The organism is Micromonospora sp. LOL_013 (genome assembly GCF_048060315.1).
Taxonomy (GTDB): domain Bacteria; phylum Actinomycetota; class Actinomycetes; order Mycobacteriales; family Micromonosporaceae; genus Micromonospora_E.
Genome location: NZ_JBHMIQ010000002.1, coordinates 14,008 through 27,763 on the forward strand (window position 1 = coordinate 14,008; position 13,756 = coordinate 27,763).

At 69.1% G+C, this 13,756-nt stretch carries 10 protein-coding genes and 1 riboswitch; of the genes, 4 read left to right on the forward strand and 6 right to left on the reverse strand.

What is annotated here, in order from left to right; all coding sequences use genetic code 11:
- Window positions 1–118 precede the first annotated feature (118 nt).
- Window positions 119–1,435 (forward strand): hypothetical protein, encoded by a 1,317-nt coding sequence (locus ACFHWS_RS01915; RefSeq protein ID WP_416556294.1) that lies wholly within the window; start codon window positions 119–121, stop codon window positions 1,433–1,435.
- Between the two features lie 104 nt (window positions 1,436–1,539).
- On the opposite strand, the gene ACFHWS_RS01920 is transcribed toward ACFHWS_RS01915, so the two are convergent.
- Window positions 1,540–1,956 (reverse strand): hypothetical protein, encoded by a 417-nt coding sequence (locus ACFHWS_RS01920; RefSeq protein WP_416556295.1) that lies wholly within the window; start codon window positions 1,954–1,956, stop codon window positions 1,540–1,542.
- Between the two features lie 176 nt (window positions 1,957–2,132).
- A complete protein-coding gene (locus tag ACFHWS_RS01925) occupies window positions 2,133–2,570 on the reverse strand; it encodes a hypothetical protein (RefSeq protein WP_416556296.1) in 438 nt (145 codons plus the stop codon).
- 243 nt (window positions 2,571–2,813) lie between these two features.
- Here ACFHWS_RS01925 and ACFHWS_RS01930 point away from each other — a divergent pair, with 243 nt between their 5' ends.
- Window positions 2,814–5,534, forward strand: a complete 2,721-nt coding sequence (locus ACFHWS_RS01930; RefSeq protein WP_416556297.1) for a cellulose binding domain-containing protein — start codon at window positions 2,814–2,816, stop codon at window positions 5,532–5,534.
- An 84-nt stretch (window positions 5,535–5,618) separates the two neighbouring features.
- Here ACFHWS_RS01930 and ACFHWS_RS01935 read toward each other — a convergent pair whose 3' ends face one another.
- Complete coding sequence (locus tag ACFHWS_RS01935; RefSeq protein ID WP_416556298.1) at window positions 5,619–6,014, reverse strand: hypothetical protein; 396 nt, start codon at window positions 6,012–6,014, stop codon at window positions 5,619–5,621.
- A gap of 431 nt (window positions 6,015–6,445) precedes the next feature.
- On the opposite strand from ACFHWS_RS01935, the gene ACFHWS_RS01940 reads away from it, so the two are divergent.
- Both ACFHWS_RS01940 and ACFHWS_RS01945 read left to right on the forward strand, forming a co-directional pair.
- Complete coding sequence (locus ACFHWS_RS01940) at window positions 6,446–6,805, forward strand: STAS domain-containing protein (protein ID WP_278170530.1); 360 nt, start codon at window positions 6,446–6,448, stop codon at window positions 6,803–6,805.
- Window positions 6,806–6,917: 112 nt separating this feature from the next.
- Complete coding sequence (locus ACFHWS_RS01945) at window positions 6,918–7,796, forward strand: serine/threonine-protein kinase (protein WP_416567513.1); 879 nt, start codon at window positions 6,918–6,920, stop codon at window positions 7,794–7,796.
- Between the two features lie 161 nt (window positions 7,797–7,957).
- Here ACFHWS_RS01945 and ACFHWS_RS01950 read toward each other — a convergent pair whose 3' ends face one another.
- From ACFHWS_RS01950 to ACFHWS_RS01960, 3 genes are all read right to left on the reverse strand, one after another.
- Window positions 7,958–10,915 carry a glycosyl hydrolase gene (locus tag ACFHWS_RS01950; RefSeq protein WP_416567514.1) on the reverse strand — a complete coding sequence of 986 codons (2,958 nt, stop codon included), beginning with the start codon at window positions 10,913–10,915 and terminating at the stop codon, window positions 7,958–7,960.
- 410 nt (window positions 10,916–11,325) lie between these two features.
- Window positions 11,326–12,510 carry a coiled-coil domain-containing protein gene (locus ACFHWS_RS01955; protein ID WP_416567515.1) on the reverse strand — a complete coding sequence of 395 codons (1,185 nt, stop codon included), beginning with the start codon at window positions 12,508–12,510 and terminating at the stop codon, window positions 11,326–11,328.
- 4 nt (window positions 12,511–12,514) lie between these two features.
- Window positions 12,515–12,645, reverse strand: a riboswitch (cyclic di-AMP (ydaO/yuaA leader).
- 168 nt (window positions 12,646–12,813) lie between these two features.
- On the reverse strand, window positions 12,814–13,722 hold the full coding sequence (locus ACFHWS_RS01960; RefSeq protein WP_416556301.1) for a cation diffusion facilitator family transporter: 909 nt from the start codon (window positions 13,720–13,722) through the stop codon (window positions 12,814–12,816).
- Between the last annotated feature and the right edge of the window lie 34 nt (window positions 13,723–13,756).

Below are 13,756 nucleotides of genomic sequence, written 5' to 3' on the forward strand. Positions count from 1 at the left end.
CGGTAATGGAAGTGGGCGTTTGATGGCACCCGTTTGACCAGCTAGCAGAACACGGCTGCCCCACTGGACGACGCCTGTCAACCGCGCCGCCCTCGACGAGAAGGAGTAGGTAACCCCCATGTACAGGTCGGCACAACGGCGCAGTTCGACCCCGCGTGGCCGAAACCAGCGCACTGTCAGTGGCCGCAACAAACGCATCATCGCTGTCCTCGGCACGGTCGCGGTGTTCGCGGGAATCGTCGCGGTCACCCAGGTCTCCTCTGCCAACGACCAGCTGCGTACCGCCACGGAGTGTGTCGCCCCGAGCCCTGGTTCGACGGCTGAAGGCGGCGTGACCACCACCGTGACTCGGGAGAACGGTCGCGAGGTACGGCACCACTGGGGTGACGGACAGACCACCCTCGAGGAGTGCGAGAGCGGCACCACCCTTGTCGCGGCTCCGACCATCGAGTGTCCGTCCGTGGCGGACAAACTGCCGGAGGTCCCCGCTGCGGCGCGCACCGAGGTGGAGCGCAACCTCGGCCTGCTGGAAGAGCAGATCGAAGAGGCCAACAACCGGCTCGCCGACAGCGTCGGCGAGGGCGGGCCGAACTTCATCAACAACGCTATCCTCGGCCCGCTGGCCAGTAAGCGGGTCGCCACCATGGACCGGATCGCGATCGCCATCGGCCGGGTCGCGCCGCAGCCGCGTGGGCTCGACGAACTGGCCACCTGCGAGCTCGTCAACCGTCCCGGCAACAACGACGGTGGCGGGGACAACGGCGACGACGACGGCAACAACGACGGCGTTGGGGACAACGGCGACGACGGCGACAACAACGACGGTGGCGGGGACAACGGCGACAACAACGACGGTGGCGGGGACAACGGCGACGACGGCGGCAACGACGGGCTGGAAATCCTGGCCAACAGCTGTGACGACAGTAACTTGGACGACCACGACGGTTTCCAGGTCGGCAACCGGTGTATCGACACGCAGTTCGGTGAGGTTGGCGCGGCAGCCAACAACCCGTCGCTGCTGATCACTGAGTTCCCGGACGAGGTTGGCGTGGAAGAGCCGTTCACCATCCAGGTCAGCACCCGTAACCTGGTTCGGGACCGCTTCCTCCCGGCGGCTCAGGGTGGCTACTACGTCGAGAGCTCGCTGCTTGACGAGCAGGGCCTAACCCGTGGTCACTTCCACACCGCGTGCCGGATGCTGCAGTCGACCGAGGTCGCGCCAGACCCGGCTCCGGCACCGGAGTTCTTCGTGGCGACCGAGGATGGCGGTGGTGGTCGTGAGCCGGACCAGATCACCATTCAGGTTTCAGGCATGCCGCAGTCCGGCACCGCGCAGTGCTCGGTCTGGGCCGGCGACGGTTCGCACCGGCTGCCGATGTCGGAGCGGGCCAACCAGACTCCGGCCTTCGACTCGGTCCGGATCACCGTGAACTGACCAGTTCCATAGCTCAACTATCTGCGGGCCCGGACTCTGACGAGTCCGGGCCCGCAGCCTTTCCGGTCGCGCGCGGTTCTGGGCTGATCAACAGAACCGGCCGGTCAGGAGAGGATTGCCAGGTGGAAGCCGCGGTCGGCCAGCACTCCGGCGCTGGCGAAGGTCTGGATGAACACCCCGTTGGGGATACCGGCCCGACCCACGACGGTAATCTCACCCGGGGCCGACGCGCCGAGGCTGCCGGACAGGCCGATGCTGCCGACGTAGGCCGATCCGGTCAGGTTGTGGCTGAAGACCACCTGGTAGGTGCCGGTGGCGAGACGGGTTGCGGATACTGCGCCGAAACCGCGGGCCAAAGTGCCGTTGGAGTTGACGACCGCGAAGAAGCTCTGGGCGGTCGGCGGCATCCCGGACGTGGTGGCGGGGACCAGCGCGATGCTGGCCTGCTCCCGTTCGGTCTTGGACACCGGCGGCTGTTCGGTGATGCCGGCGTCACGTTCCGCGCTGAATGATTCGGACATGGTGGGACTCCTCGCAAACTGGCATTCCGCAGTGTGGACGCGAGATGCCGAAAGGGATGGAACCGGTGCCGTCCGCCGGGCCCGAGCAGAACGGCAAGTGATTTGAAGTCTATGTTTGACAGCGGAGTGTAACTAGAGCCTGATGATGTCCAATCGAGGACAGGGCGCCGCTTCGGTCAGCCGGACTGCCCGGGGCCTGTGGCGAGCCGCCGTTCGAGCAGGGTGGCGAGCGGGATGGACTCGCCGTCGCGACCGCCGGCACCGATCACCAGCCGTGGCTCCATGGGAGAGACGCGTATGCCGGTCAACCTGGACCGCAGGCTGGCCGGGACGGTCAACAGGTAGAGGTTCCCGTCCGTACCGACGGCCAGGGCGCGGTCCGATTTCAGGTACCAGCCGTGCAGCCCGGTCCGGTACCGGCCCCGGCCGTGGTGTGGCTGGGCGGACAGGTGCTGCGCGGCGATTCCGTGACGCCGGGCGGTCGCGACGAACTCAGCGAGCAGATCCGCGGCCTGCTGGGCCTCGTTGGCCCGACGGCGCTGCTGGTCGGCCGCATGGGCGGCGATTGCCTGCCGGCGCTGCCGCGCCCAGTCCTGCTGGTCCCGTTGCCCCACCTGACCAGCCTACTGTCGGTGCCGCCGTCCGGTGCGCTCGTACCGCCGCCGAGCGTCGCCGGACGGGTCGGTGGTGCGGGTTTTCTTTGTTTGCCAACCAAACTATTGACACCTTGTCGCGGTGTGTGTGAGCGTCTGGGCATCGGCCGGTTGCGGGAGTCGGCAAGCCGGAAGTGGGGCCTGGGCACCCCCGGCAAACCCGACGCAGCATTCGTCTGCCTGTGCAGAGAGGAAGCCCGTTACATGCGCAGAACCCTTGCCGGCACACTCGCGGCGGTGGTGCTCGCCGGCGTCGCGGCCGTCGCCACCCAGGTGATGGCCGATGGAGCCGCCTCGCCCGCCCGCGCCGTCGCCGCTGACCCGTACTCCTGGCGCAACGTCCGAATCGACGGCGGCGGCTTCGTGCCGGGCATCGTCTTCAACGAGACCGAACCTGACCTCATCTACGCCCGGACCGACATCGGCGGGGCCTACCGCTGGAGCCAGGCCGACCAGTCGTGGACCCCGCTGCTGGACTGGGTGGGCTGGGATCGTTGGGGCTGGAACGGTGTGCTCAGCCTGGCCACCGATCCGGTGCAGACCAACCGGCTTTACGCGGCGGTCGGCATGTACACCAACGACTGGGACCCGAACAACGGCGCGATCCTGCGCTCCACCGACCGAGGCGACACCTGGCAGGCGACCGAGTTGCCGTTCAAGGTCGGCGGCAACATGCCCGGCCGGGGCATGGGGGAGCGGCTGGCAGTCGACCCGAACGACAACCGCGTCGTCTACTTCGGCGCCGAGAACGGCAACGGCCTGTGGCGCAGCACCGACCACGGCCAGACCTGGGCCGAGGTGACCAGCTTCCCGAACCCCGGCAACTGGGCCGAGGATCCGGCCGACCCGAACGGGTACCTCGACCACCAGCCGGGGGTGGTCTGGGTGACCTTTGACGAGTCGACGGGCAGCGCCGGCAGCCGTACGCCGCACATTTACGTCGGGGTGGCGGACCTGCAGAACACGGTTTACCGCAGCACCGACGCCGGGGTGACCTGGCAGCGGCTCGCCGGTCAGCCAACCGGCTTCATTGCCCACCAGGGCAAGATCGACCATGCGACCGGCACCCTCTACATCGCCACCAGTGACAACGGCGGTCCCTACGCCGGCGACCACGGCGACGTCTGGAAGTACGCCACCGCGACTGGCGAGTGGATCCGGATCAGCCCGACGCCGTCGGACGACACCGCGAACAACTGGTACGGCTACTCCGGATTGAGCGTGGACCGGAGCAACCCGGGCACGGTGATGGTGACCGGCTACAGCTCGTGGTGGCCGGACACGTTCATCTACCGCAGCACCGATGGCGGCGCTTCTTGGACGTCGTTCTACGACATCACCTACCCGAACCGAACCGACCACTACACCATGGACATCAGCGGCTCGCCGTGGCTTTCCTGGGGGGCTAACCCGCAGCCGCCGGAGGTCACCCCGAAGCTCGGCTGGATGACCGAGGCCCTGGCGATCGACCCGCACGACCCGGACCGGTTCATGTACGGCACCGGTGCCACCATCTACGGCTCGACCAACCTCACCGCGCTGGACGACGGCGGCACGGTCGCCATCCGTACCATGGTCGAGGGCCTGGAAGAGACTGCGGTGCTCGACCTGGTCAGCCCGCCGACCGGCGACGCCTTCCTGATCTCCGGGCTCGGCGACATCGGTGGCTTCCGGCACACCGACCCGGACACCGTGCCCGCGATGATGCATGACCAGCCCAACCTCTCCGGCAACACCAGCATCGACTACGCCGAGCTGAACCCGCAGCAGATGGTCCGGGTCGGCAACGGCGACTCCGGTGTCAGCCACATCGCCTACTCGTACAGCTCCGGGGCCAACTGGTATGCCGGCAGCGAGCCTGCTGGCGTCACCTCCGGCGGTACGGTCGCCGTTGCGGCCGACGGTGGCGCGGTGGTGTGGAGTCCCGGCGGGGTCGGCGTGCACCATGCGACCAGCTTCGGCGGCGGGTTCAGCCCGTCCACCGGGGTGCCTGCCGGGGCGCGCGTGGAGGCCGATCGGGTGGACGGCGAGACGTTCTACGCCTACGCGGACGGGCAGTTCTATGTGAGCACCGACGGGGGTCGAAGCTTCGTCGTTTCGGCGGCCACCGGTCTGCCGGCCGAGCAGGGCCGGTTCGCTACGGTCGCCGGCCACGAAGGTCACATCTGGCTGGCCGGCGACTCCGGCCTGTTCCGTTCCACCGACTCCGGTGCCACGTTCAGCCGGGTGGCTGGCGTCGCTGCTGGCCGCAACGTCGGGTTCGGCAAGGCCGCACCCGGGGCCGGTTACCACGCCGTCTTCCTGGTCGGCACGATCGACGGGGTCACCGGGGTGTTCCGCTCCGACGATACCGGTGACAGCTGGGTACGGATCAACGACGACCAGCATCAGTACGGCAACATGGGCGACGCGATCACCGGCGATCCCCGAGTGTACGGCCGGGTGTACCTCGGCACCAACGGCCGCGGCATTCTGATGGCGGACCGGCTCGGTGCGCCGCCGTCACCGACCGTCGGCCCGACCCCGTCCGGCAGCCCGTCGGCCAGTCCGAGCCCGTCGGTGAGTCCCACGGCGAGTCCGAGTGGCAGCCCCACCCCCGGTCCGACCACCCCGCCGCCGAGCGGATGCACGGCGGTCTACCAGGTGGTCGGCTCCTGGCAGGGCGGCTTCCAGGGTGAGGTCCGGGTGACCAACACTGGCAGCACCGGGATCACCGGCTGGTCGGTGACCTGGACTTTTCCCGACGGTCAGCGGATCACCCAGCTCTGGGGCGGGCAGCACGCGCAGAGCGGTGACGATGTCACAGTTCAAAACGCGTCGTGGAACGGTGACCTTGGTCCCGGGGCCAGTACCACGCTGGGTTTCCTGGCCAACTGGACAGCTGGTAACGGAGTTCCAGCGGTCGTGAGCTGCGCAGCGGCCTGAGCCAGGTGGCGGGTCCATGACCAGGGGGGCGGCGTCGACCTCGGTCGACGCCGCCCCCAGCGGTCATGCTGCGGTCGGGGCCGATCACCCTCGCGGGGCGCTGCCGGTCGGCTCGTCCACGTCGACGAACTCGATTCGCGCCTCGTCAAACCGCTCGCCGGGCCGGAGCACCGACCGGGTCATCGCCCCGGCCAGCCAGCCGAGGGCCACCCCGGCCGCCGCCGCACCGGCGAGCCACGCCCACGGCATGGCCAGACGACGGCCAGCGAGCGCGTCGACGGCAGCTCGCGCCCGGTGCCGTGCCTCCGCGCTGGCCGGGCCCATCCGCGATCCGGTCTCGGTGGCGAGGCTCGAGGTGTGCCGGCGGGCCAGGCGAGCGGCGTCGCCGGCGGAGTCGACCGCCGAGACCAGATGCGCCCAGGCCTGGTCGGTGACGCGTTGCGGCTTGCGGCGGCGCTCCATCAGATTGGTCGCGAACATGCTGCTACCTCCTCCAGCGCCACGGATGCCGGTAGCGCCCGGCGGCCGTGGCGCGCTGCGGTTGCCTCCACGTGCCCAGCCCTGGTCGGCGGCAAACCCCCTCGTCGGCGCGCCGTTACGGCTGTCTTCTGTCGTATCGGGCCGCTACTGTTGGGACGACAGCCGGCTCGGAGCCGGAGGCCGGTGGGGCACCAGAGGTTCGTGGTGAGCACTCAGGCGCTCCAAGCCTCTACGGATCGTGCCTGGGTGTCCGTGCCGTAGCTCAGCGCGCAGGGGGCTATGATGCGGGATGTCTGATTGTTAGCGATTATTGTGCCCGTCGGATGCGGATCCGGCCCGGCGGAAGCTGGCGGCGACGCCCGTACCGGAATACTCTCGGTCGCGGCCCGCGTACTGACGAGACGCCCGGATGGGCGAGTGGAGGTGCTCGCGTGAGCCTGTCGGTTGTCACATCGACCCTGCCTGGCGCAGTGGTCGAGATTTCACCACAGGGTGAGATCGACGTGGATACCGCGCATGAGGTGCGTGAAGCGGTGCAGGCGGTGCTGACCAACGGCCGTCCGACCCGGATCCAGCTGAACATGCGGCTGGTGACGTTTATCGACTCGGTGGGCATCAGCGCGATGGTCGCCGGTTTTCAGGCGGCCGAGGTGAGCGGCATCAAGCTGGTGGTGACCGAGCCGAGTCGGTTCGTGCACCGTCAGTTGTGGGTGACCGGGCTGCTCGGCCTGTTCGGCGCGCCTGAGCCGTATGTCGGCGACAGCGCTGAGCGCGAGGTGCCGCTCTCCTGAACTCGCGGCGGTCGGTGGCGTCCGGCCGCAGCTCGAACGGCTGATTAGGGCCGTGTTAACACCCGGCGGTAGATCTTGTCGGTAGCGCTGTCCTGCCGGAAAATGGTCCATCGTGACATGGTTGCTGGTGGGTACCACCATTCTCCGGCGCTATGTCCTTCTTCGTCCGATCGGTCGGGGTGGGGTATCGGTCGTCTACCAGGCGATCGACGTCCACTCGGCCCGACCGTTCGCGATCAAGTTGCTGGCACCGGCCGCCGCCGACGACCGACGGGCCAGGGACGACATCCGCCGGGAGGCGTCGATCACCCAGCGGTTGCGGCATCCAAGTGTGCCCCGCGTCTACGACGTCGGCGAACTGCCGCTACCCGGGGGCGGCACGTCGTCGTATGTCGTCATGGAGCTGATCTGCGGCGAGTCGCTGGCTGACCGGCTGACCGGCGGTCCGTTGCCGTGGCCGACCGCAGTGCGCACGGCGGGCACCGCCGCAGACGTCCTGGCAGTGGCCCACCGGCGGGGCGTGGTGCACCGGGATCTCACCGCCGGCAACGTGATGTTGACCCGGTCCGGCGCTAAGATCATCGACTTCGGGCTGGCTCGGTTGGCGGGCCCGCCGGTGGCCGGCCGGTCGGCCGGCACGGTGGCTGGCTCCGGTCGACCGGGCGACGACGTCTACTCCCTCGGCGTCTTGCTCTACCACATGCTGACCGGGCGGTTGCCGTACCCGGGGGTCAGCCCGGGGTCGCCGGTGACCGGTGTGCGGACAGGGGCCCTGGCTCCCACTCCGGTGCTGGCGGTCGCCGGGTTGCCGCGTCCCGTGGCCGATCTCTGCCGGGCCTGCATGAGCAAGCGTCCGGAGAACCGACCGACCAGCGTCGAGGCGGCGTTCGCGCTCTGGGACCTGCTCGGCGACAGCGACAGCGGTGTCGGCCCAGATAGCGGCAGCGGCGTCGCCAGGGCGAGTCACGACGTTCTGCCCTGGATCTGGTAATTATCGGTCATGCTGGGGGATTGTGCAATATGTAGCAGATGTCCGGGAAGTGGCTCCGCCGTCGCGGCACGTCCGGCATCGTCAACGGCGAGGACCCTTTCCCGGCGCCCCGCGTCGGGAAAGGGTTCCTCCTTCGGCACCGGTCGGAGGTGCTGGTCGGATCAGCCGATCCGGAACGGCACCCGCAGGGTCGACGGACCGGCGTCGGCGTTCGCCACGTCAACCCGAACCGTGGTCGGTGCGTTGCCGATCGCATTCCACAACTCCAGCCGGACGCACCCGTTGCTCATCGCCCGGAACTCACCCGAGGCGGATTTCAGTCCGGCGCCCTGCCGGTAGGACTCCGTGCCGGGCACCGGGTCGGTGGCGAAGTAATGGTAGGTCTCCGTACGGCCGTAGCTGCCGGAGCCGGTGAAGTCGTACGACACCCGGGCCTGGATGCCCGCACCGACCGAGGTGCCTGCGTCCACCTGGAGGTCGAACGTGCTGGCCACCGACCGGTACGCACCGGTCAACCCGCAGGCCCGGAAGGTGACCGGACTGTGCGGCGTACCGTCGTGGTTCGCCCCGCCGGCCGACGGCACCGTGACCGTCGTCGCGTTCGTTCCGGCGGTGTTGCTCAGCACCCCGGCGGACCGCAGATGGAACAGGTCCGAGGTGACCGGCGGGGTGGTCGGATCCGGCGTGGGCGAGGTCGGCGGCGTGGGGGACAGGCTCGGTGACGGGTTCGGGGTGGTCGGGGCACCGGTAGCGTTGCCGCCGCTCCAGGTATGCGCCCCGGTGGTGGCGGTCCGGCCGGCCGGTACGGTCATCCGGGTGCCGTCGGAGAAGGTGACCGTGACCGGCGATGCGCTGATGTTGCTCGCCACATAGGTGCGGGCACCGTTGCGGTTGAACACCGCGTACAGGGCAGTGTTCGCGGTGACGCCGGTGTCGACCCGGCCCAACGCTGCCAGGTTGCGTACCCAGTGGAAGGTGTGCGCCCGGCTCTCGCCCTCTTCGACCGGGTAGTTGGGGTTCGCCCGCAGGTCGGTCAGGGCGCCGTTGGCGTCGCCCAGCGCCTGGAACGACCAGAGGATGTCCTGCCAGACCGTCGGCGGGCCGCCGTTGTTGGTGACCAGCGCGTTTCTGTTGGTGGCGATGTAGTCCGGCCGGTAGCCGAGATAGAGCGAGCCGCCGGTGACCGGCAACATGTTGATGCCCTGGATCATCTCCGGCTCGGCGCTGAACCAGGTGGCGTACGCTCCGCCGTCGCCCCAGACCATCCCGACCGACCGGTGGCCGAAGGAGGCCGGGAAGTTGGTGTCCGAGGAGTCGAACCAGTATTCCTGGATGGCCGCCGACTGGGTGGTGTAGATGTACAGCCCGGCGTCGCGGATCGCGGTGTTGCCGGTCGCCAGTCCCCACTGGATCAGGGCGTTGGCGAAGTTCATCCCCTCCGAGGACGACTCCTGGTTGTTGCCGGCGAAAAACGCTCCGTGCCCGGCGGCCCAGTCGTGGCCGGCGTAGATGTCGAAGTCGCGCAGGAACGGGAACATCGGGTCGTTGCGGTCCCAGCTGTTGGCGTCGCGGATCAGCAGGTCGACCATGCCGCCGTACTGGCTGGTCGACGCCCAGGTGGGGTCGAACTTGGCCAGCGTCGCGGCGGCGGCGATGTAGTAGCCGTAGTGGAAGTGGTGGTCGTTGAGGTCGGTGTCGGAGCCGTACGAGGCGGGGTAGCCGACCAGGGTGCCCCACGCCTGGTCGTAAAAGAACACCCGTTGCGTCTTGCCTGGACTGACGGTGAACCAGTCGGTCAGCCGGTTTCGGATGGCGGTGAGCAGATGGTCGCGTTGGGCGGTGCGGCCGAGCTGATCGGCGATCTCCGCCAGCCGGGCGGCCCGGCCGAGCGCCTTGCCGGTCCAGTAGGTGTCGTTGTCGAAGCCGGCGAGCGGGTCGCCGGACGCGGCCTGGTCCAGGTGTGCGGTGAGCGTGGCGAGGTCGGCCCCGACGCTGGTGGCCACCGCCGGCACCTCCGGCAGTACGCCGTGGAAGCGCATCGCGGTCCGGAACGACGTCGCACCGACCAGGTTGCGCATCGGGCCGCGGGCCGACACGTAGGTCTCGGCGATCGGGCTGCCGCCGTCGAGGTGCTTCCACTGGTGGGGGTAGAGGGAGACGACCGTGCCGGTGGCGGAGCCCTCCCGGGCCGTGGTGGTGAAGCTGTAGGTGGCGTCGACAGTGCTGCCGGCCTGGTCGTAACTCCAGCTGACCCGGGTGCCGGTGACGTGAGCGTGGGCGTACCGACCGTAGCTGTCCATCAGCGCGGTGCGCCGGGCGGCGCTGGTGCCGGCGCCGGTCGGCAGCAGCGCGACGGAGAAGTAGCTGCGGCCGGCGAGGGTGGAGCTGATGGTGGTCCCGTTGACGGACCAGGTCGCTCCGCTGGGGGCGTAGGCGACGTAGTCGTGGCCGCGCATGGAGAAGCCGACCCGGGTGCCGCTGTGGTGCCAGACCGTCGGGGTGCCGGGGAACGATAGCTCGGCGTTGCCGCCGGTGACCTGGGCGTATACGAACGGCAGGCCGTGGCCGACGGTCGCGCGCAGGGTACGGGTGCCGTCGGACCAGTACGGGCTGACCGTCCAGTCGGTCCAGCCGTCGACCTTGACGTCCGGGGCGTTGAGTCCGGCGACGCCGAGGGTGAACTCCCGGGTGTACGGGTAGTGGTATTCGCCGACGCCGGTCGACGTGCCGGAGATCGCCGCCTCGGTGGTGTAGGAGACGCCGAGCCCGCCAGCGGTCGGCTGGAACGACATCGGGTGGGCGTGCAGCGGGTCGGAGTAGGCACAGTTGTACCGCTTGAACAACAGCGACGACCACCAGTCGTTGGTCGGCACCGCGCCAGCCGGGGCGCTGCCCGTGACGTACTGCCGGGGGTTGGCGGAGATGCTGCCGCAGGCGGTCGGGGCGGCCGCGCCCGCCGGACGGGTGGTGGTGTAGCTGCCGGCGCCGACGATGGCGGCGTCGGCGGTGCGCAGTACGCCGAAGATCAGTCCGGTGGCGGCCAGCGCCGTCACGGTGGTGGCTGCCAGGATCCGGCGCGGCGTACGACCTGTTCGCGCGCCACGGATCGACAGGTTCATGGTGCCTCCGGGTTGGGTAGGGCGCGGTCCACGATCGCGAAAAATTTCACGACCATTAATGAGTTATTGCCAGGAGGTCACCAGACATGCGGGCTTCTGTCAATATCCCGACATGAAGTTTCGTGCATCCGGCACGGGGTCGTCGCGGTCTGTTGACAGCCGTACCGCTGCTGCTATATATCTAACTGTGAGAGCGCTCTCTCAGTCGCGCGAGCTGCAATGTGCCCAGCGTGAGCCGGGTGTGACTGCGTGGTGGTAGAGCGCTCTCGCATAGTTGCCGGTGGCCGTCGGTCGTTATGCCGATCGGTCTGCCGATGCTGCGCAAATAACTCCGTATGCTGATTCCGTCGCGAATAGAAAATGGGGGCGGTCGGCCGCCGACGTGGCCGTCCGCCCCCATGCGCGCGACGTCAGTACACCGACAGGTGCACGTGGTTGGTGTGGTCGCTGGACGGGTCGCCACCCGCACCGCTGTACGTCTTCCAGCCGCTGCTGGGCAGCCAGATCCGCTTGTACCAGATCACGTAGAGCACACCGAGCCGGTCGGCGTTGTTGATGTAGTAGTTCGCGAGGTTGTCGCCGTAGCTCTTGTCACCGCCGGTCGCCACTCCACCGAAGCCGTTGGGCTGGGCGGCGAAGTCACACGCCCGGCCCTTGGGGTGCTCGCCGGAGCTGCCGTTGCGGAAGCAGGACACGTAGCGGGTGAAGCCGGCAGCCTTCGCCTGGTTCAGGGCGTGCAGCGTACGGGGCGTGATGCAGCCGGAGGTGGTGGGGTCGTCGACGTTGCACGACTCGGCCGGCCAGGAACCGTTCGCGTTGCGCGGAGCCGGGGTCGCCGACGCGTTGGACGACCCGGATCCCGACGACCCGGATCCCGACGACCCGGAGCCGGAGGAACCGGATCCCGACGACCCGGATCCCGACGACCCGGAGCCGGAGGAACCGCTGGCGGCGGCCGCCCGTTCGGCCTCCTCCGCCGCCTGCTGCCTCGCCTGTTCCTCCGCCTGCTTCTCGGCGGCGACCGCGACGGCCAGTGCCCGCTCCGCCTGGTTCCGGCGCTGGTCCATGATGGTGACCTGCTTCTGCTGCTCCCGGATCTCATGCTCGATCGCGGCCTTGGACCTGGTCACCTGGTCACGGGTACGGTACAGCTCGCGGAGCTGCTTCTCCTCGTTGGCGGTCACCGCGCTCAGCGCCGCCGCCCGGTCGATGAACCCTTCCGGCGAGGTGCTGTTGAGTAGCGCGGAGACCGGGCCGAGCCGGCCGTTGCGGTACGCGCGGTCGACGATGTGCCCGACGTTCCTGTTCCGTTGCTCCAGTTCAGCACCGACCGTGTCGAGCTGCTCGGACAGCTTCTTCTGCCGGTCCTTCGAATGGTTGAGCGCCGCCTTGGCGTCGATCCAGCCCTTCGAGGCCGCATCGAGCTCCTTGCGCAGGCTGTCGGTGCCTCCCTCGTTGTCGACCCGGTCGGGCCGGTTGGCGGGCAGGGCGGCTCCGGCCGGCGAGCCGGTCGGGGTGCCGGTGACGGCCATCAGGGCGGCGGTCAACGCCGCCAATAACGTGAATCGGGTTTTTCTGTGGACTGTGCGCGACACTGTGCATTCCTTCCGTCAGCCGCCGACCGGGTTAGCTGACGGGTTCGGGACGGAAGATCCCTACCGCGTGACGCGGATGCACCCCAGGTACGTGGTTCCCCGGCTCGCCGTACGGCGATTAGGCGACGGCCTCCGCGGGCGCCGGAGGGGCGCCGCCCGAGCGGAGACCGGGGCCGAGACTACCGGCTCCCCGGGTCGTCGTCCCGGTATCGATAGCCATGTTATGTCTGGAAAAATCAGAAATATACGTATATCGTGGCTGTGACCGTCGCGGTAAGGTCACGAAACTTAAGCATCTGCTAATCACCAGTCGGCCGGTCCGCAGGAGTCGGCGGGGGCCAGCGGCTCGATCTGCAGCGTCGCGTGCTCGATACCGAACTCGTCGTGCAGGGCCGTCCGGGCGTCCCGCAGCACCGTGCCGATATCGGCCGACGGGGTCACGGCCAGGTGTGCCGAGGCCACCTCCATGCCCGGGGTGAGCGTCCAGACGTGGAGGTCGTGCACGTCGCAGACGCCCGGCACGATGGCCAGCCGGCGGTGGACCCGGGCGACCTCCACATGCTCCGGCGCCGCCTGCACCAGGATGCGCAGCGCGGCCCGGGCCAGCCGCCAGGTGCGCGGCAGGATGAACACCCCGACACCGACGGCGACCAGCGGGTCGGCGTACCACCAGCCGGTGGTGGCGATCACCGTGGCGGCCACCAGCACCCCCACCGAGCCGAGCAGGTCGCCGAGTACCTCCAGGTAGGCGCCCCGTACGTTGAGGCTCTCCCCGGCCCCCTGGCGCAGCAGGGCGAAGGCGACGATGTTGGCGAGCAGTCCGGCGACCGCCACCATCAGCATCGGGCCGACCGTCACCGGCTCTGGATCGGCGAACCGGCGGGCCGCCTCCACCAGGACGTAGAGCGCGACCCCGGCGAGCAGTACGGCGTTCGCCAGCGCGGCCAGCACCTCGAGGCGGTAGAGGCCGAAGGTTCGCTGCGGCTCCCCGGTCGGTCGCCGAGTCGCGGCTATCGCCGCGAGCGCCATGCCGATGCCGAGCACGTCGGTGAACATGTGCCCGGCGTCGGACAGCAGCGCCAGGGAGCCGGTGGCCAGCGCGGTGACCGCCTCGACGACCATGAAGCCCGCCAGCAGGGCGAAGGCGGCCCAGAGACGCCCGTAGTGTCGCTGGCCGGTGCTCCCGGCGCTGTGATCGTGTCCGACTCCCACGCCTGCCACCCTCCGTTGCCCGGCGTCTCGTCAG